The organism is Blautia coccoides, assembly GCF_034355335.1.
Classification (GTDB): Bacteria; Bacillota; Clostridia; order Lachnospirales; family Lachnospiraceae; genus Blautia; species Blautia producta.
In genome coordinates this window covers 1,198,505-1,218,927 of sequence record NZ_CP136422.1, presented here as the reverse complement: position 1 = coordinate 1,218,927, position 20,423 = coordinate 1,198,505, and the positions used below count along the sequence as shown (strand labels likewise).

At 48.0% G+C, this 20,423-nt stretch carries 15 protein-coding genes; 3 read left to right on the top strand and 12 right to left on the bottom strand.

From position 1 onward, the window contains the following. Positions 1–23 precede the first annotated feature (23 nt). The 6 genes from ftsX to BLCOC_RS05240 all read right to left on the bottom strand — a co-directional run bounded on the left by ftsX (position 24) and on the right by BLCOC_RS05240 (position 5,679). On the bottom strand, positions 24–935 hold the full coding sequence (gene ftsX, locus BLCOC_RS05265; protein WP_018595099.1) for a permease-like cell division protein FtsX: 912 nt from the start codon (positions 933–935) through the stop codon (positions 24–26). Then, on the bottom strand, positions 925–1,611 hold the full coding sequence (ftsE, locus tag BLCOC_RS05260) for a cell division ATP-binding protein FtsE (protein WP_018595098.1): 687 nt from the start codon (positions 1,609–1,611) through the stop codon (positions 925–927). The genes ftsX and ftsE overlap by 11 nt, the downstream gene beginning before the upstream one ends. Before the next feature lie 40 nt (positions 1,612–1,651). Continuing rightward, positions 1,652–2,740 carry a PucR family transcriptional regulator gene (locus BLCOC_RS05255; RefSeq protein WP_026255447.1) on the bottom strand — a complete coding sequence of 363 codons (1,089 nt, stop codon included), beginning with the start codon at positions 2,738–2,740 and terminating at the stop codon, positions 1,652–1,654. A 194-nt stretch (positions 2,741–2,934) separates the two neighbouring features. Beyond that, a complete protein-coding gene (locus BLCOC_RS05250) occupies positions 2,935–3,807 on the bottom strand; it encodes a YitT family protein (RefSeq protein WP_029470352.1) in 873 nt (290 codons plus the stop codon). Position 3,808: 1 nt separating this feature from the next. Next, on the bottom strand, positions 3,809–4,510 hold the full coding sequence (locus BLCOC_RS05245) for a WecB/TagA/CpsF family glycosyltransferase (protein WP_029470353.1): 702 nt from the start codon (positions 4,508–4,510) through the stop codon (positions 3,809–3,811). A gap of 176 nt (positions 4,511–4,686) precedes the next feature. After that, positions 4,687–5,679 (bottom strand): alpha/beta hydrolase, encoded by a 993-nt coding sequence (locus tag BLCOC_RS05240; protein WP_115624626.1) that lies wholly within the window; start codon positions 5,677–5,679, stop codon positions 4,687–4,689. A gap of 159 nt (positions 5,680–5,838) precedes the next feature. On the opposite strand from BLCOC_RS05240, the gene BLCOC_RS05235 reads away from it, so the two are divergent. The 3 genes from BLCOC_RS05235 to BLCOC_RS05225 are packed head-to-tail and all read left to right on the top strand — an operon-like array spanning position 5,839 to position 10,057. Further along, a complete protein-coding gene (locus BLCOC_RS05235) occupies positions 5,839–6,777 on the top strand; it encodes an AAA family ATPase (protein ID WP_115624625.1) in 939 nt (312 codons plus the stop codon). After that, on the top strand, positions 6,774–7,862 hold the full coding sequence (locus tag BLCOC_RS05230; protein ID WP_115624624.1) for a DUF58 domain-containing protein: 1,089 nt from the start codon (positions 6,774–6,776) through the stop codon (positions 7,860–7,862). Before BLCOC_RS05235 ends, BLCOC_RS05230 begins: the two co-directional genes overlap by 4 nt. Beyond that, complete coding sequence (locus tag BLCOC_RS05225; protein WP_115624623.1) at positions 7,859–10,057, top strand: transglutaminase TgpA family protein; 2,199 nt, start codon at positions 7,859–7,861, stop codon at positions 10,055–10,057. The genes BLCOC_RS05230 and BLCOC_RS05225 overlap by 4 nt, the downstream gene beginning before the upstream one ends. Before the next feature lie 80 nt (positions 10,058–10,137). On the opposite strand, the gene BLCOC_RS05220 is transcribed toward BLCOC_RS05225, so the two are convergent. The 6 genes from BLCOC_RS05220 to BLCOC_RS05195 all read right to left on the bottom strand — a co-directional run bounded on the left by BLCOC_RS05220 (position 10,138) and on the right by BLCOC_RS05195 (position 20,412). After that, positions 10,138–10,773, bottom strand: a complete 636-nt coding sequence (locus tag BLCOC_RS05220; RefSeq protein WP_029470358.1) for an endonuclease III domain-containing protein — start codon at positions 10,771–10,773, stop codon at positions 10,138–10,140. Between the two features lie 64 nt (positions 10,774–10,837). Further along, positions 10,838–11,464, bottom strand: coding sequence for a hypothetical protein (locus BLCOC_RS05215; protein ID WP_115624622.1), 627 nt, complete (start codon positions 11,462–11,464; stop codon positions 10,838–10,840). 70 nt (positions 11,465–11,534) lie between these two features. Then, positions 11,535–14,348 (bottom strand): ATP-binding protein, encoded by a 2,814-nt coding sequence (locus tag BLCOC_RS05210; RefSeq protein WP_115624621.1) that lies wholly within the window; start codon positions 14,346–14,348, stop codon positions 11,535–11,537. Positions 14,349–14,378: 30 nt separating this feature from the next. Continuing rightward, positions 14,379–15,521: an aldo/keto reductase gene (locus BLCOC_RS05205; protein WP_115624620.1), complete on the bottom strand. Its 1,143-nt coding sequence runs from the start codon at positions 15,519–15,521 to the stop codon at positions 14,379–14,381. Positions 15,522–15,800: 279 nt separating this feature from the next. Beyond that, positions 15,801–18,209: an ATP-binding protein gene (locus BLCOC_RS05200; RefSeq protein WP_115624619.1), complete on the bottom strand. Its 2,409-nt coding sequence runs from the start codon at positions 18,207–18,209 to the stop codon at positions 15,801–15,803. Between the two features lie 151 nt (positions 18,210–18,360). After that, complete coding sequence (locus BLCOC_RS05195; RefSeq protein WP_115624618.1) at positions 18,361–20,412, bottom strand: methyl-accepting chemotaxis protein; 2,052 nt, start codon at positions 20,410–20,412, stop codon at positions 18,361–18,363. Between the last annotated feature and the right edge of the window lie 11 nt (positions 20,413–20,423).

Sequence of the window (20,423 nt, the reverse complement as noted above, 5' to 3'; positions counted from 1 at the left end):
GCATCTCTTCTGTACTTTATAAATTATACCCTTAAATGTTTCCTTACAGACATCATACTTCCTATGAAACCAATACCGATTCCAAGTCCCACACCTACAGGAAGCAGAATACGGAATACATGGGATACATCCAAAAACTGCAGGAATCCTGACAGAAGATGGAATCTTGTCATAACAAACTCGATCACCTTATTATAGAGCACATAGAGAATTCCCATAGGGATCGCCGCGCCTACAATACCCAGCAGGATACCTTCGATGACGAATGGTGCCCTTACAAAGAAGTCAGTTGCCCCGATCAGTTTCATGATACCAATCTCTTCCTGCCGCACAGAAATACCCATAGTAATGGTATTGCTGATCAGGAAGAATGCAACTGCCAGCAGTATAAATACAATTGCCAGAGACACATATCCGATCAATTTATTAAACGTGGATAGGGTCTTCTCCGCTGACTGTGACTGGCTGACACTGCGCACGCCGTCCAGAGATTCAATATACTCTACAAGCTGGCTCTGTTCCTCAACATTCTTCAGGTATACCTGATAGTTGGCTGAGTTGGCGAGAGGATTATCCTGATTTCTGAAGCCCTCTGCCAGTGCCTCGTCGCCGCCCAGATAGTCATCACGGAACTCTTCCCATGCCTGATCGGCAGAAATGTATTTTACATCCGCAACCTCTTCACGGGCCTTGATCTTCTGACCGATGTCATCAATCTGTTCCTGTTTTGTTCCCTCGTCAAAATATACAACAACCGCTACGCCTTCCTCCGCTGTGTGGACGATATATCTAAAGTTCATAACCAGTGCAAGAAACAGTCCAAACAGAAAGATACATGCGGACATGGTGGCGATAGAAGCAAGGGAGAATCTCAAGTTTCTCCAGATGTTCTTCACACCCTGTTTTAATATGTATGCTATTGTACTAATTCTCATACTGATATCCACCTTCTTGTTCGTCGCTTACAATGACGCCTTTCTTCATGGTAATCACCCGCTTCTTAAATGCGTTCACGATTTCCCTGTTGTGTGTAACGACAAGAACGGTTGTACCGCGCTCGTTGATCTCCTCCAGCAGCTTCATGATCTCAAAAGAGTTCTTAGGGTCCAGGTTACCTGTGGGCTCATCCGCAAGCAAAATACTTGGACGGTTCACCAGCGCCCTTGCCAGGGCAACCCTCTGCTGCTCACCGCCGGATAACTGGTCCGGACGGGATTTGTATTTTTCAGCCAGGCCCACTAAGGTGAGCACCTCAGGCACGCGCTTTTTGATGACACGTGTGGGACGCTCGATGACCCGCTGCGCAAATGCTACATTTTCATAGACATTCCTGTCACGAAGCAGACGGAAATCCTGGAATACAACACCGACTCCCCTGCGGTATTTTGCCACTTTTCTCCGTCTTAACTTGTCCAGGCGCTGTCCGTTTACCGTGATAGACCCGCTTGTGGGATCCAGTTCCTTCAACAGCAGCTTTATCAGAGTGGATTTACCTGAGCCGCTGTTGCCCACGATAAAAACAAATTCACCCTTCTCTACGTGAAGCGACACATTGTTAAGAGCCGGCTGGCCCTTACTGTATGCTTTACTCACGCCCTTTAAATCAATCATAAATATCCTCCTGTGTTCCCGATACCCGCTTCCCCGGATATCAGTAATCAAGTGTCTCCATATACTTCATATATTTTACCACCATCAGGGCTATCTTAAATGTTATGGCATCCTCAAACACACGCAGGTCAAGACCGGTACTCTTCTGGAGCTTGTCCAGCCGGTATACCAGGGTATTCCTGTGTATGTACAGCTGTCTCGATGTCTCTGAGACATTCAGGCTGTTTTCAAAGAATTTATTGATGGTGGTCAGTGTCTCCTCATCAAAGTCATCCGGTGATTTTCCATCGAAAATCTCACGGATAAACATTTTGCAAAGAGGAATCGGCAGCTGGTAGATCAATCGGCCGATGCCAAGGGAACTGTAGGCGATCACTTCTCTGTCTCCGAAGAAGATCTTACCCACATCCAGAGCCATACGCGCTTCCTTGTAGGAGCGTGATACCTCTTTTAACTCCTTCACAATGGTGCCGTATGCTATATGAGTCCTGCCGTCCTTCTCAATACCCAAGGTAGTCAGGATCATATTCGCGATCTTGTCCACCTGCGGATAGTTGTCCGTGGCAGTCAGCTCTTTTACAATGATAATACTCTTCTCGTCTACAGCAGTGACAAAATCCCCAGTTTTGCCGCCCAATAGATTTTTAATATTCTCCAGAGAACCGTAGTCCTTATCCTGGTTGGTCTCCAGAATAAATACAACTCTGCGCACATCCACTTCCACATGCAGCTTCTTGGCCCGGTTATGGATATCCACTAACAGCAGATTGTCCAAAAGCAGATTCTTAATAAAGTTGTCCTTATTAAACCGCTCTTTATACGCGGTCAGCAGTCCCTGGATCTGGAAAACCACAAGCTTTCCAAGTGTATAGACATCGTCTCCGGCGCTATTGATAACCAGCACATATTCCAGTTGATGGTCATCGTAGATCTTAAAGAACTGATACCCTTTGATCACCTGACTGTCTGCCTGGGAATTTGCAAAAGCTAAAACTTCCTCCTGTGCACAAACATTCTCAGAAAAAGTAGATGCCATCACTTTCCCTTCCATGTCCGTGATGTAGAAGTCTGTTCTGGATATGCTTTTCAGCCCGTCCAGAGTGTTTTGTAGTACCTGGTTTGATATCATTCTCTTTCCTTCTTTCATTATATAGTATATTTCCTTGTTTCCATCCCATAAAAACAAAAAACCCTACACTATATACTAATACATAATCGAAAAAAAATAAAGAGAAAATGTTAAATATTACATCTTTTTTTCAAAATGTAACATTTTGTTCACATTTTCCCTTTTCTTTTTATGATTCAGACAGAGGAAAAAACTCACATTTCTTCACCGCTGTGGAATCCCTCCCCGATGACCTCACGGGCGTCTGTGACTATCACAAAAGCTTTTGGATCTGTTCTGGTAACCAGCTCTTTCAGACGCACGATCTGCTTCTTCCCGACCACGCAGAACAGCATGGTTTTTTCCTCACCGGAATACATACCCCTGGCAGAAATCCCTGTAAGGCCCCTCTCCAGTTCTTCCATGAGACTCTTTGCAAGCTCGTCGTGCAGGTCTGTAATAATAAACGCAATCTTGGCGAACTTCATACCTTCCAGAAATCCGTCCGTCACCTTTGTTGTGATAAATATGGCGATTACCGCATAGAGCGCCCTCTGTAGTCCGAAGACAAATACACCTAATATGACAATAGCCCCGTCCACCACCTGCAGGATCTGGGCAATGGAATAATGGCGCATCTTATGCTGGATCAGCGCGGAAACCATGTCGGTTCCGCCTGTAGTTCCCTGCCCCATGAAGATAAAACCAATTCCCACTCCCATGATCACACCGCCGAACAGAGCTGCCAGCAGCATATCATCCGGTATGATGGGAAGTTCCGGTATCAAAAAAAGCCAGAGCGACAGGGCAAGCGCACCAAAGATAGACTTCTTAGTAAATTCCCACCCCTTTATGCTCACTCCGAAAAAGAACAGCGGGATATTCAAAACTGCATTGGTCAGCCACAGGGGAATCCCGCCGGGCATCACTTTCTCAGTCAAAGCTTTGATGATAATGGCCAGTCCGGAAAAACCTCCGGTCACCATCTGCATATGGTCGTAAATGGAAGTGATTGAGACGGCCATCACAGCCGTCCCGATCAGTATATACACATATGCCCGCCAATTCACTTTTTTCTCAGCAAGCATGCTACTCTTCTCCTTTTCCTGAGTCCTCGTTCTCCTCATTGTACTGTGAAACCAGCTTTTTAAATGTACTCTTTTCCAGAAGTTTTCCCAGCCAGCCTTTTTTTAACCCTGTTTCCTTCTGGATCTCCTGCCGTTCACCCAGGCAGAACAAAATTTTTGTATTCATCATCTTCCTGTTGTCCGCCACAAAACGCTCTATCTCCATATTTCTGGAGCATGTCAGCACCACCTGGGGGCTGAAGGAGTTGATCTCATTGATAACTCTGTCAATCTGGTCAGCATGGGCCTCCTGCAGGCTGTCTCTCCCGACTATCACAATATCCGGGTATTTATCCTTCACAAAATTATAGAACGCTTCCGTATCCTCCTCTGTCTCGCCCAGCAGAAAGACCTGGTTCTTATAATGGGACAAAAACCAGAACAGTGTGGAGAAGAAGCCGTGCCTGGCTGCCTCCTCTTCAAGCCTGGGGTCCTCAACACCTGCCGCCTTCAGAACCTCCGGCTCATCCACCACGGCCTTGTCCAGAATGCTGATATATTCCTTGAGCTTCTCATCCTCCTGGGCTGCCATCAGCAGTTTCATATTGAGCACTCCATAAGTGGACAGTGACTCCTTATACCAATTCTCATTGACGTATTCCATCACGTCCTCTACATAACATTTCTCCACAGAAATGCCAAGTACCTCTATTTTTTCATGCATAATATTTCTCCAGTGATCTTCTACCGCGCTGCCATCCACCGCCCTGCAAAAACGCAGTCTGTGAGCAACAGCACGCTTCGCACGCGCTTTATCTACCTACTATAGCAGACAGGCAGAGATTTTTCAAGCCGCATATCTCAGTATTCTTCTTCTCTCTTTTCCTACACTTTGTATTTTCATCCAAAAGCCGTCATTCCATGCGTCTCCAGAAAAGAAAATACTGTTTTGTAATACTCCTGCGGCGCCTTGTCAGGTGCCTGGGCATGTCCGGCGCCTTCCACGATCAGCAGTTCCTTTTCGCAGTCCGCCGCGTCATAAAGCGTATAAGCCATCTCCACCGGAACGAACACATCCTCCTCCCCATGTATAATAAGAAGAGGAATGGTGCTTTTCTTCACCGCATCCAGGGCGGAGGCTTTTTTCAGACTATAGCCGCCGCGTATCTGCAGCATCAGGTCTGCCCCATCAACCAGGGGAAAACCCGGGAGATGAAACCAGTCCTTTAACTGCTTTTTAAAAATACTGTACGCATCTGTATAGGCACTGTCTGATACCACCGCTTTTACATTATCAGGCAGATCCTCCCCTGTCATCATCAGGGCGCAGGCACCTCCCATGGATTGTCCGTGTATGACGATCCTGGCATTTTTATCCTTTTTCAGTATTGTTTGGAGCCACAGCAGATTATCTTTTCTGTCCGTCCAGCCCATACCGATAAAATCCCCTTCGCTCTCTCCGCTGCAGCGCATATCCGGCACCAAAACCTGATATCCTCTCTCAGCATATTCAAAAGCAATGGGATACATCTCCTCTTTCCATCCGGTATAACCGTGCAAAAGCAGAACCCAGTCATGGCTTTCGCCCTCCTGATAGAAAGCCCGGCCCAGCAGACGGTATCCGTCTTCTGTTGTCACCGATACCTCCTCACTGTCCGCTGACCTGACCCACTTTTCTGTTTTCTCCAGGCTGGCCATTTTGTTCTGTTCAATGTCATCCGTCTTTACAAGCGCTTCATAGCTGTCCTCTGTTATATCCTCAAATGCCTGAGTCTGTTCCATCTTCTCAGGCACCAGTGCCAGATCCACTACTATATTGGACGCAAGCACCAACAGCGCAAGCAGTATGAGCACTGCAGCGGCCAGTCTTTTTATCCATTTTTTCTTCCGCATATATCAACTGTCACCTTGTAGTTTTTTGTCGTATTTTAATTATTATACCTGCTTTTTTTCCTGTGCGCAATAATTGTCTGATAAAAGCTTTTTTGATCATTTACACTGTTGCTCTGCTTTGTTATTATAATACTATACGAAAAACAAAGGAGGTCTTATATGCCTCAGTCGGAAATATTAAAAAAAATCATCCAAAACATGGAGTCCGTGATCGTGGGGAAACGCCGGGTCATAGAGCTGGCACTCATCACCCTTCTCTCCGACGGACACCTGCTTTTGGAGGACGTGCCCGGGGTGGGGAAAACTACTCTTGGAAAGGCACTGGCTCAGTCAGTCCAGTGCAGCTTTGCCAGAATTCAGTTCACTCCGGATACACTTCCCGGGGATGTCATCGGCATGTCCATGTATCAGATGCAGACCGGAAAATTTTCCTATGTTCCCGGAGCTGTAATGAATGACATCCTTTTGGCGGATGAGATCAACCGTACCTCCCCAAAAACCCAGGCGAGCCTGTTGGAGGCCATGGAGGAACAGCAGGTCACTGTGGACGGCATCACGTATGCCCTTCCCGAGTTATTTATGGTCATTGCCACCCAGAACCCTGTGGAACAACTGGGCACCTATCGGCTGCCCGAGGCACAGCTTGACCGTTTTATGATGAAAATTTCCATGGGATACCCGGAGACACCTGCGGACGAGGCGGATATCGTGCGCCGTATGGTAGACGGGGAGCCTTTGAAAAAATTAAGCCCGGTCACTACCAGAGACGAACTTATGCAGATCAAGGATGAGGTCAAGGCAGTGGCTGTACACCAGGATGTAATGGCTTACGCGGTTGAGATCACAAGAAACACCAGAAAAAGCAGATATTTATCCCTGGGCGCAAGCCCCAGAGCCGCCATTGCCTTGGTGCGCGCTGCCAAAAGCCGAGCCTATCTGGAGGGCCGCATGTACACCACACCGGAAGATATTGCCGCTCTTGCACCGCCGGTGCTGCTGCACCGGCTGATCTTATCTTCCGAGGCACGGCTGGAGGGAAAAAATGAAAGGGAAATGCTGCAGGAGGCCATGCGTGCAGCACACGTACCCGTTTTATGAAAAAAGCGGCCTGTCTGCTTTTTATCATAGGCAGCACAGTGTTGGTAAGCTTTCAGGGCAAAGCGGTTTCCTATCTGCTCTTCTACTTTTCCCTGCTGCTGCCTCTGCTGGCGCTTCTCTACTCTCTGTATGTTTACTTTCGCTTTAAAATCGTACAGAATGTAGAGCACTTGGTAGTAAAAGGGCAGAAAGTCCCCTATCAGCTCATTCTCGGCAATGAGGATTTTCTTCCTTTTACAGATATAACCCTGCATTTTTATACGGATATGGCCACAATGCAGTACAACAGTACAGACCCGGAACCGGAGCATCTGTGTCTTCTCCCCCATGACCAGAAGCGGATTGAAACAAAAATGTACTGCAGGCACAGAGGCACTTACCCGGTGGGTGTGAAAAGCGTCACAGTCACGGACTTTTTAGGACTATTCACCATCACTTACCCCATGATGTCCCAGGTACGGCTCACAGCCAAACCGCGGATCCTTCCTCTGGAGCGCCTCAGTCTGGCTCTTAAGAAAAAGGATCCCAAGAACACCCTGTTCCCCACCACCCGTCTCCAGAACCTGCCGGATCACCAGGTTCGCCGCTATCAAAGCGGAGATCCCAGGAAATATATCCATTGGAAAAACTCCGCCAGGACAGGGGAGCTTCTTGTGCGCAAGCAGATGCCCGAGGAACTTTTTGAAACAGTCCTCCTGCTGGATTTAAGCCCTATCCGGGGGGATTCGGAGATGCGGCTCCAGGCAGAGGACAATATTCTGGAGGCAGCCCTCTCCTATCTGCGGGACTGCTGCCTGAAAAACATTCCTGTCCGGGTAGTCTATATGGATACGGAAATCCGGGAGCTTCTCATAGATGTCTGCACCGGATTTGATGCCTTTTATGAGAAATGCGCAGATATTTCTTTTGAATCCCCTCTCCCCCTTGAGAAGGTATGGGGCCGGTATGCTGCCCGCCTGGCAGGTACCAGAGCCTACATCCTTGTCACCTCCTCGCAGTCACCTGAACTTACACGGACCATAGAGGAGAGCCGTATTCTTGGTAATGAGGTATTGTGCATCAATGCAGGAGAATTAAGCTTATGAAAAAGTACCGGGAATTTATTGGTAAATATTATGAGAGCCTTCACGGGGCCTGTCTTAGCGCAGGCCTTCTTCTGCTGGCTGACTCTTTCTGGGTCCTGCACTGGCCCCCCATGCTTCTGATCGGAGGCGCTGTACTTTTCTCTCTCCTTTTCCACTATGCAGTCAAAAAAAATGCCCTCCTTCCGCCAGGCTTTATCTTGCTCGTCCTGCATCTGGCAATTTTTATTTTCTTTCACCTATCCGGCAGAGACTTAGGCATACTCCTTCCCTATATCCAAATAGAAGCCGCCTGTCTCGGAGCATCCGTACTGTGTGTGGCCGCAGCCGGGCACCTGTTTATGACATTACCTATCCTTCTGGCAGAGCTTGCCTGTCTTATCTATTATGGAATCCAAGGGATTTCCCTGTCCAAATGGAGCATCTGCCTGGTATTTTTCTGCTGCCTGCTGTTTTTAGCCGAAGCTGCAGGTCAAAAAAGAGGTATCAAAAAGCAGGATATCTTTTTCCTGGCACCTCTGTTTTTCATGTGCCTCCTCTTCATCTGTCTGCTCCCCGTGAAAAATACGCCCATACGCTGGGAAACTGTGAGAAGAGCTGCAGGTGCTGTACAGGAAAAAGCAAACGCGCTGCTTATAAATCTGGATCATTTCTTTTCCGGCACTTCAGACACCTATTCCCTGTCCCGCTCCGGATACGGTTCAAAGGGAACCCTGGGCGGAAGCCTGATCCAATCAGATAACCCTCAAATCTCTGTTACGGGAACTCAGACCAAATCCCCCCTTTATCTGGCGGGAACCCTCTATGACACTTACGACGGAAGTTCCTGGACGCCGGAGGAGCCTTCCGGCAGAGAAAAAGGAAAGGAATACCTGGAACAGTATAAGAGTATCAATGAATCTCTGTCTGTTTCCGGGCTGAGTGATGAGGAAATCCGTTCACTGACCCATCTGTGTACAATGGAGATAAAATTTGAAGGCCTCAAGACAAAGAGTCTCTTCCATGCCCCAAATACCTGGAAATTTCAACTGCCATCCTCTCTGGAAGCCGAATCCAGAGGAGGAAATGTTCTCCTCTCAAAGGCAAAGGGTGTTGGTTTTTCCTACAGCCTGCAGTTTCTGGAGCTGAACTATAACAGTGAGGATTTCCAAAGGCTTCTAGCCGTGACTTCCGGTTCCCAAAGGGACAGCGCCCGCCGTTCCCGTATTGTTAAGAACTGTACCGCCCTTCCGGATGATCTTCCCCGACGGGTATACGATCTTGCAGAAGAACTTACCATGGGGTGTCAGACACCTCTGGAGGAACTAAAAGCCATCCGGGCATATCTGGCAGACTACCAGTATTCCACCACAGCGGATGCACCAGCAGAAGGACAGGATTTTGCCGACTCTTTTCTCTTTGACACCAAAACCGGTTACTGCACCTCCTTTGCCACTGCCATGGCTGTCCTCGGACGCTGCCGGGGAATTCCCACCCGATATGTGGAGGGCTTTGCCACTGACCGGACATGCAGTGAGGATAAGACGGAAATCCATCTGAGCGGTTCCAACGCCCATGCATGGGCAGAGGCCTATCTGGAGCCTGTGGGCTGGGTTCCCTTTGACTCCACACCCGGCTATGCCTCCGGCGCGGTTTCTGCCTGGGAAGCAGAATCCGTGGATGACTCTGATACTCCTATTCCCACAGGCCCGGGCAGCAGCGGTTTGGTCACCGGGACAGAGGATCACAGCACCGAATCTGCCGGGGATTCCGGGACAATGGAGGACATTTATACCAACCTTCTGCAGGTACTGCTGAAGCTCCTTCCTATTATCCTTCTCCTTGCAGCCGTCTGCCTTATGGCTGCGGCAGCAGTTCTGTTCCGTAAATTTATGCGGCACAGAGCATATGTCTCCATGAGCAGCTATGAAAAAATACTTTTCCTCATGGACAGACTGTTTCTGCTGGGCAGGCTGTCAGGTATTTCCTTTGAAGAGGGGGAGACTCTGCTTGAATACGAAGAAAAGGCCGCCGGTGCCCTTGACACACCTGAGACGGCCTTAACTGAAATATTCCGTATGTTCCGGGAGATTCGCTACGGAGGACAAAAAGCCTCCCCGGAAACTGTATCACTTTTAAAAACTTATATCCGCTCACTGGAAACGCAGTATCTCCAAAGCTGCTCCCGCTCCAAGCGTCTGCTGTACTGCCTCCGGTAAACGCGGCATTTGCCGCATCAGCGGTTCCGGATCCGGCCTCTTTCTCCAAATTCTTGAGGCGTCCTCTACCGCTATTAAGATCACACCCCGTTTTTTTGACAGATATCCTTCAGACAACATTTTTCACAGTCCGGCTTTGTTCTGGCTGTACAGACATCCCTGCCATGGAACACCAGTCTGTGACAGAAATCGCTTCCCTCTTTGGGAGGGATCAGTTTCCACAGCGCCATCTCTACTTTTTTGGGATCTTTTATACCGTCCACCAATCCAATACGGTTGACCAGTCGGATACAGTGCGTATCTGTCACGATGGCAGGCTCCCCGAATACATCTCCCATGATCAGGTTGGCGCTTTTTCTTCCCACTCCCGGGAGCTTTAAAAGGGCGTTAAAGTCATTCGGCACTCTGCCGCCATATTCATCTCTCAGGATTTTCATACAGGCACTGATATCCCTGGCTTTACTTTTCCCAAGACCACAGGGCCTCACGATCTGCTCAATGTCCGCCGCATCTGCATCAGCCAAAGCATTGACATCCGGGTATTTCGCATACAGATCCTGTACCACCACATTGACTCTGGCGTCCGTGCACTGGGCTGCCAGGCGGACACTGACAAGCAGCTTCCACGCCTGGTCATAATCCAGGGTACATCCCACATCGGGGTATTCCTTTTTTAATCTCTCCACTGTTTCCAGTGCCAGTTCCTCTTTTGTCATATTCTCTCTCCCTTTCACAGTTGTCGGTTCAAGTTCTTTCTTCTACCCCTTTCTCAATTATGGTTCAGACTCTTCCTTCCACACTTTTTTGTGCAGACAATTCTTTCTTTATAATTTGAAAAAGTTCATCGTTTACCTTAACCAGTCCGCCATATCCGCATGTGTAGCGCATGGTCCAATAGGTTCCCACAAGTTTTTCTGTTTTGTATCCTGTTCGGATCATAACCAGAGGGACGGACAGCCGCTCTCTCTTTATATATACATCTTTGATAGTTTTTCTGTAAATCCTTTCAACCAGAGTCAGATCATAAGAATTCCACTGATAGATCCACTCATCTGTCAGGATACAGGCCAGCCTTTTCAGACTGAACCTTCCAAATATCTCCTCCACATGACTCAGATACCGGTCCACCTGTTCCTTTTCCCTCTCAGAAAGTGTGCCCCAAAATATGCAAAGTGCCCTGAGGTTTTCCCCCGCACACTGCTTATGGATACAAACAGCCATGCCCAATGCAACGGAAGCAGGAATGATGAGTGCCAGTCTGAACAGAATACCGGAGAGTTCCCTGCCCCCTGCGGCTAACTCATATACTGTCCTGCAGATTTGGTAAAAAAGAAAGATGCCGGCAGCCAAAAAGAAAATCCTTGTAAACTTTGCTTCTCTTTTTCTGTTGTGTATCATTTTTTCCATAAACCGCCTCATTTAACAAAGGCACTTCCGATAACTTTCCATATCAAGTTTCGGAAAATGCCTCTGTTTTTCAGTCTTTCTTGTGTGCTGCCGCCTTTCTCAGCACTTGGTACAGATACTCTGCATCCACCGGTTTTGCCACGAATCCGCTCATACCCGCTGCTTCCGCTGCGTCCACATCCTCCTTAAAAGCATTGGCGGTCATGGCGATAATAGGAACAGCAGCTGCGTCTTCCCTGTCAAGGCTTCTGATCTCTCTTGCCGCTTCCAACCCATTCATGACAGGCATCTGAATATCCATGAGGATTGCCTGGATATCCCCCGGCCTGCTGCGGCTGAATATCTCCACCGCCTCTTTTCCATCTCTGGCCCGGGTCACATCAGCCCCCTGTATCTTCAGCAGTTCACAGGCAATATCCGCATTCAGGTCATTATCTTCAGCCAGAAGGATTTGAGCATCCACAAGGCACAGCTCCTCTGCCTGTTCCGGACTTTCCTCCTTTTCCTCCTCTACATCACCAACAGGAATTTTTATGGTAAAATAAAACTCACTGCCCTGTCCCGGTTCGCTTTTCAGTTTCAGTTCACCTCCCATAAGCTGCACAATATTTCTGCTTATGGCGAGTCCCAGTCCGGTTCCCTGGCTTCTGGCAGAACTGGTACCCGCCTGCTCAAAGGCCTCAAAGATACGCTGCCTGTTCTCTTCTGAAATCCCGGTGCCATTGTCAACTACTCTAAACTTATACACAGCGTTTTGCCCTGTCTTTCCTGTCTGCTGCACATACAGACGCACATGGCCTCCGGCCGGCGTAAATTTAAAGGCATTGGAGATCAGGTTCATGAGCACCTGTTTCAGCCGCACCGCATCCCCTACTAATCTGTCATCTCTGATATCCCTGTGTATCTCAAACTCCAACCCGTGTTTACGGGCTTCCATTGTCATGATATTCTGTATTTCCTCCACGATCTGTACTGCGGAGAAAGGCTCGGCGTCAATGGTCATCATCTCACTCTCGATCCTGCTCATATCCAAAATATCACTGATAAGACTCAGAAGATAATGGGAGGAATCCCGGATCTTTGTCAGATTATCTCTTACGTCCTCAGGCACATCATCCATCATACAAGTCAGATCACTCAACCCGACAATGGCATTCATTGGGGTACGAATTTCATGACTCATTCTGGACAGGAATTCCCCTTTTGCTTTGCTGGCTGCCTCTGCTTTTTCCAGGCTGATCTGCATTTCAGCGGAGCGCACACGGCTGCGTGCCGCCATCAGAACAAGAAATACCACCAGCACGAAGACACATACGATCACTGTAATAAACAATACCGGATTGGCATACAGCAGATCCACCACAGTCAGCGAGGTGACACCTGCGGACATCATATTCTGGTTTACCAGGGTATCCTTTTTATCACTGCTCATGCTGTTGATCGCCTTATTCATAGCGGTCAGCAGATCTGTTTCCGCAGGGCTTTTCATGGCAAATCTGATCTCATTTACGTTGTTTACCAGGGTGTTCGGCACTACATTTGTATAATGATGCTTCTGCATCTCTTCTTCCATATTGGCTGAGAGTCCGTAGAAAAAGTCCGCTTCTCCCCGGTTGACAGCGGAAAGCGCCTCTGCAACATTGCGGTAATAGATCACTTTATCAGTCTCTATGCTTCCTGGCATCTGGCGTCCCTCCAGCACTGCGCCAACCAGGCCCTTTGAAGGAAAGCTGACTGATTTGTTCCTGGTTATGATATCATTCAAATTGCCGTAGGTCTGGGTCAGAGCCAGATCCATTTCTATGCTCTCCTCCTCAGTTCCCAAAAAGGCACCCAGTATGTCTGCCTCCCCCTCCAGCACCAGCTTCAGTGCTTTCGCGTATGATTCCGCATAGACATAGCTGAACTCAAGGCCGGTGAATTTCCTGACCTCCTCCAGTACATCAACGATCAATCCGTTGTGAAACTCCTCTGCATATTCTTCACAGAACAGCGGATGCCAGTCCTTTACCACTGCAACAGACACTGTTTTCTTTTGTTTAATATACGCCCGTTCTCCATCATTCAGGTATATGCTGGCCTTTCCGCTGTCGGTGAAATTAGCCTGGTAACGTTCCTCCGCAAAATTAGGATTGGAATCCAATATATTTTCCAGTGCCATATTCAATCCATCCAATATTTCCTGATTCCCCGGTACAGTCACAATATAATGGGGCTGGGAGTCAAAGGTGGCAACGGGACGAAATATTTCCGTGTCCTCCGCACTGTTGCCGAGTATCATATCTATTTCTCCCTTTTCCAGATAAGGATAGAGATTGCCGTCCTGGAGCTGGTCCTTGCTGTAATATCGGATGGTACAGCCAATTCCATTGCTCTCTATAAACTGTTTCAGCCTGCGGATATTTTCCCGGGCATTTTCATAAACGCCAATGCTTTTCCCCTCCATGCTTCTCCAGTCAAATGCCTTGATGCTGCTGTCATCCCTGCGCGCCAGAAGAACGGATTTTCCAAATCCCGTATTATAATCAGGATAGGCAAAGTATTCCTCCATGCCCTCCAGATAATAGGTTCCCCCCATAAGATCATATTCACCGTTCAGAAACTTTTCTGTCAGGGTTTCACCGTCGGCACTGATATATTCGTATTTCCATCCGGTATACTTTGCAATTTCATTCAGATAATCCACCACAATACCGTGTCTGGTTCCGTCAGCGCTTGTCTCGGTGAATCCCTCCACCTCCGGAAATGCCACGCGCAGAGTCTTATCCTCTTTGTTTTCTTCTGCCCAAACCATATTACATGGCAGAAGGACCGCAAAAAATAATAAGGCCAGCATAACCAGCAGTCTGATGCCTTTTTTCGGCATCTGTGATTTTTCTCTCATACTCAGAAACTCCTTTTATCCTCGGCAGTCTTATTTAAACAGTGTTTCCGCCTTTTTCATTTTTTCAGTGACCTTGACGCCAAAAGGGCAGTTCTTCTCGCAGCCGCCGCACTCCACACAATCCCTGCCGTTTGCTGACAGCCCCTTATAGTGAGCTTTAAGAGCCGCAGGAACCTCCGGCTGCATCACGGCCAGATCATAGAGTTTGCTGACCATTGCAATGTCGATTCCGGATGGGCACGGGGCACAGTGACCGCAGTAAGTGCACTGTCCGTAGTAGGCATGTACCGGAGCGTTGGCAAGAACCGTGGCATAATCCTTTTCCTCCTCAGATGCCGTTTCATATGCCACCGCCTGATCTACATGTTCCGGTGTATCATATCCCACCATTACACTGGCAGTCCCCGGACGTGTCAGGGCATAGTGCAGACACTGCACAGGGGTAAGCGCGGTTTTAAAGGGAGACGTCTCTGCCGAGAACAGACGTCCTCCGGCATATCCCTTCATGACAGTAATACCCACTCCGTTTTTCTCACAGATCTTGTACAGCTCTGCCCGTTCAGGGGCAATTCCGCCCAGACCCTCATCATAGTTTTCCTTGAAATATTCTGTTATATCGTCACTGGCAGGAAGCATATCAAAGGCCGGATTGATGCTGAACAATATCATCTCGATCCTGCCGCTTAAGGCAGCCAGCTTTGCAACTGCGGGATTATGGGTACTCATTCCCATATGTCGTATTATACCCTTTTCTTTCAAGCTTCTGGCATATTCATAGAATTCCCCATCCATAATACGCCGGAATTCTTCCTCCTCATCTACAAAATGAAGGATACCCAAATCTATGTAATCTGTCCCCAGGCGATCCATAAGATCAAAAAAAGCTGTCTTCGCCTGCCCGATATCGCGGGTTCTCACATACTGCCCGTTCTGCCAGGTAGATCCCAGATGTCCCTGGATGATCCAGCGCTCTCTTCTGCCTTTGATGGCTGCGCCTATATTAGACCTCACATTAGGCTCCGACATCCAGCAGTCCAGAATATTGATTCCCGCTTTCTCACAGCGCAGGATCACTTCCTGGACCTCCCGGGCGTTGTGGCGCTCCAGCCACTCTGCCCCAAGTCCGATCTCACTGACTTTTAATCCGGTTTTCCCTAGTTCTCTGTATCTCATTTTTCACTCACCTTTCCATAACGGGCAGAAAAAGACTGCGTTACTCCCTGTGTATGTTCCCCTGCCATATTATTTCTATTCCTGCGGACTCAGGGCAAAATTCCATATAACGCATAAAACCATGCCCTTCAATGGGATAGCTTCATACATTTTTCAACTTCTTTCGGCTTTAACCATTACTTTTTATTATAACATAAAATAATGCAGTCATTCCATAATTTTCCAAGATCATGTAATGGCTGCATTAATTTTTTTCTGCCGTTTTTGGCAGGGGTCCCGCTACTGAGGACCGATATCTTCCCATTGATTCTTCTTTTTCCATATACAACAGCTTACCAAAGCTTTTTTTAACTGTTCTATAGAGATGGGTTTTGCCAGATGTCCATTCATACCTGCCAGACGCGCGCTTTTAACATCCTCAGAAAAAGCGTCTGCTGTCATGGCATAAATGGGAAGCTCACTGATCCTTTCCATACCGGAACTACGGATCTCCCGGGCCGCCTCGTATCCATTTTTAACCGGCATCTGTATATCCATGAAGACGATATCGTAATAGAGAGGCGCATGGGTAAGGACTGCCTCCACTGCCTGCTTACCATCCTCTACCACCTCTGCCTGTACCCCCAGAAGCTCCAGCATCTCCACAGCGATCTGCCGGTTCAGCTCATTGTCCTCCGCAAGAAGAACTCTGAGGTTTGCAAAGCCGGAGATATCCTCCATCTTTTCTTCTGTAGGGACGGAGACGGTTCCATAACATTTTGTCATACACAATGTGACCAAAAATTCAGAACCTTTTCCATACTCGCTCTCCACCTCAATAGTACCGTCCATCATAGAAACAATATTTTTTACGATCGTCATCCCAAGCCCGGTGCCGGTAACCTTGCTGGTCCGGCTGTCCTCCGCTCTGCTGAAAGGCTCAAAGATATGTTCCAGATACTCAGGTTTCATACCAATGCCGTTATCCTTGATCAGAAAATGGTAGGTCCCTGCTCTCTGCTCTTCCTTGCGCTCCTCTCGGACAATAAGAGAAATCCTGCCTCCCTTATCTGTATACTTGGACGCATTTTCCAAAATGTTCACCAACACCTGTTTCAGTCTCCTGGCATCTCCTGCCACCTGGGTATGAGTCCCCTCTTCCACTTCAGCGAAAAACGTCTGGTTTTTCCTTTCAAGAGAAATGCGCACAATCTCTGACACCTCTTCCACCAGACTTTTCAAGTCAAATTCCCTCTCCTCCAGTTCCACGGTACCGCTTTCAATTTTACTGACATCCAGCACTTCGTTGATCAATCCCAGCAGATGAGCGCCGGAGCTTTGTATCTTTGTAAAATAGTCCTTTAATCGTTCCGTTTCCTCTAAATGGAGCTGTGCCAGCTCCGTCATTCCCACAATTGCGTTGAGAGGGGTCCGGATATCATGGCTCATTCTTGACAGGAAGTCACTTTTTGCCTGACTGGCCTTCTCCGCTTTCTGCAGCGCATCTTCCAACAGTTGTTTTGCCCTTCTCTCTTTTTCAAGGGTTTCCTGCTGGATCCTGCGTTCCCAGTCAATATTTCTTGACAGAGTGACTTCGACCAGGTCATCTGTATATGGACTGTCCACCCTCACTACCTGTGTAAAATACCAGTGACAGCTTCCGTCCTCTCCCATATGAGGCACTTCCATTGATACAATACGCTTTCCCTGGGCAAATGCGCTGACCAGAGAAAAATAGGAGAATTTCTCCAGGAACTTCTCCCTGTGATCAGGATGGACCCCGGCAGCCTCAGACTCGATCAGTTCATCAAAATCACCTTCATCCCCGGGACGAGCAACAGAATAGCGCTCATATTCAAGCATATGGTAGGTCCTTTTAGTCAGGTTCACAGATATGAGCATCTGATACGCAAATCCTGCGGCTGTTGCCAACTGGCTGATTTCCAGATTGCGCTGCTGCTCCTGCAGAAATTCCTCCTGTATATCACGGAATACCAGGATACACCAGCATTCCTTTTCCCCCAGCTTATCCACCCTGGCTGCGGTAAATTCCACCATGTGATAGTTTCCTTCTGCTGTAAGTCGGCGCATACGCCTGGATATCTGCTTTTTTCCTTCCCCAAAGAGACGCAGCATGGCCTCCCGGGAAAAGTTCTCGTGAAAAAGCTCCAGATCATCGGGATGTACTACCTTTTTTGCGTAATTATAATTTTCTGCCCCGAAATTTCCCTGCTCCGGTATATCCGTCCACATTACATCCTTCTGACAATTAACATAATAATCCGTAGTCAGATTTGCAATGATACATTCATCAAATATAGTCACAAGGCTCTGGGCATACATCTGCTCAATATTCTGTATCCACTGCTTTTCCTCAAAATTCGGAGTGTGAGGCGTGGATGTGATCACCACTGCCGGGATATCTCCATCCCAGTTTGTTCTGTCTGCTGTCACATCCACTGTGTTCTTCAACAGCGGATCATAACAGACAATATGGCTGGAATTCCCACTGCCCATAGCTCTGACCGGACAATTACCGCATAGCTCAGGCCAGATTTCATGACATTTTGCTTCCAGCACAGCTCTGCCGCGGCCGGTCTTTCTGCAGCGCTGATTGCAATACAAAAGCCGGTGGCTTTTCTCCTCTATGACATAAATACTGGTCTCACTCAAAGAATCCAGCAGATTCCTCAGATTATCCCCGGACATGCGGTTCCCTCCTCATTTTGTTTCTGTGACATATCATCAGTTGTCTTCCTGCAGCATGAAAAATTTATATGATTATCTATCACTTAAATAAAAAGAGGCATTTACGAACCTGGTAAGAATCGTAATGCCTCCCGGCTTCGCCTATATTTATCTACTTTTTCAGCTTGAATTTTCCAATCAGTTCTTTCAGAATCTGTGCCTGTGCGGAAAGTTCCTCACTGGCAGCTGCGCTTTCTTCCGCAGTACCTGAATTCATCTGGACCACACCGGAAATCTGGTCAATCCCCCGGGCAACCTGTTCCGCAGAACGAGCCTGATCACCGGATGCCTCGGAAATTTTGTCGATGGAATCAGCCACTTCTCCTACGCCTTCCACCACACGTTTCAGCATCGCCGCCGTCTCATCCGCAAGCTTTGCGCCGTTTTCCACAGCTTTTAGGGAGCCTTCTATCAGCACGGTAGTATCTCGGGATGCCTCCGCGCTCTTGGTTGCAAGATTTCTTACCTCGCCCGCCACTACGGCAAATCCTCTGCCGCTCTCCCCGGCTCTGGCAGCTTCCACAGAGGCATTCAGTGCTAATATATTGGTTTGGAACGCAATATCCTCAATGGCTTTGACGATATTGCCGATTTCATATGACCTTTTCTTAAGCTCCTGCATTGCTTCCAGCATTTCCTGCATACGGGTGTTGCTCCTGGCAGCCTCTCTGCCCACATCCGCCACTCTGCTGTTTGCCGTTGCCGCATTGTCGGCATTGGCAGACACCTGTTCTGATATTTCGCTGATACTCTCTGCCAGTTCTTCCACTGCTCCCGCCTGTTCTGACGCTCCCTGTGCCAGAGACTGCGCACCTTCTGATACCTGCTCAGAACCGCAGGAAACCTGTTCCGCAGAGGCATTGATCTGACCCAGAGTCAAATTCAATGATTCAATGATCTGTTCCAGTGCCTCCCGTATGAAGCGGAAATCACCGATATAGTTATCTCTCACCGTCACGTCCAGGTTACCGCCTGAAATCTCACTCAATACATGTGTGACATCATGTATCATCTCTTTCAATGTGCTGACGGAAGTACGGATGCTCACAGCCATGCGGCCAATTTCATCATTTCCGTACTCTTTAATGGAAACTTCCAGGTTACCTTCTGAAAACTCCTGCATACTGCCGCTGATTTCCACCAAAGGCTTCATCATCCTGCGGGTGATCACCATAATAACCATTATGAGAATCCCTATCATGATAACAGACAGCGCAGCCAGTGCGGCGATCAGATGATTACGTGTGGCATTTACCTCTGAAACAGGCAGTGTGGCAATCGCCAGCCATCCCGTTGTCCCGCAGTTTCTGAACATGGAGGTATAGGCTGTATCACTGTATTCAAAATTAAAGATTCCGTTATAGTTACTCTTTACATTTTCTTTATAGTCATCTGATATGTTCAGCTCTTCGACATTTTTCCCCATAGCCGCAGGGTCATCGCTGTATATGTAGTCCGCGCTGCCGGAAAGCACCTCCAGGTACCCATTTTCCCCTACTTTTATCTCTGAGAGAAGCTGCGAAAGACTGCTGACATAGACATCAAACCCCACAAATCCCTCAATCTTTAAATTGTCTTCAGAAAATACAGGGGAAACTACAGAGATTATGGATTCTCCTGTGGCCGGATCCAGATAAGGCTCAGATACAACCGGCTTCTTTTCATCAAGCACCGGCTGACGCCATACCACATCCGCCAGATTCGCTGCCACTGCCTCTCCATTTGAGAGCAGGTAACAGTCAGTCTTGTCATCTGCGACCCATACCTGCAAAACATTTTCATCCCTCATGCGTTCCAGGGCACCGGACAGTTCCTTCAGGACTATATCCTTCTCCTTATATTTTTCAATATCTTCTGCCGTATTGACAGCTCTAAAATAAGACTGGAGGTCATCGCTCTTCTCAAACATACTGACTGCTGCTGTTTTACTCTTAAAAAAATCATCCACAATGGAAACCGCATAATCTGTCTGCACGTCCAGAAGCTCATCATTGAGATCTGAAATATTATTGGCCGCAACGATACAGGATATAATGATCAGTATGACCAGTGACGGAACCAGAACGATCAGCAGGCTCCCGGTGATTCTTGTGGAGATGGACTTTTCTCTCTGTTTTACAGCCTCCTCTCCATGAGTGTTTTCACGGTTTAAAATATTTGACATTCTTTCCCCCC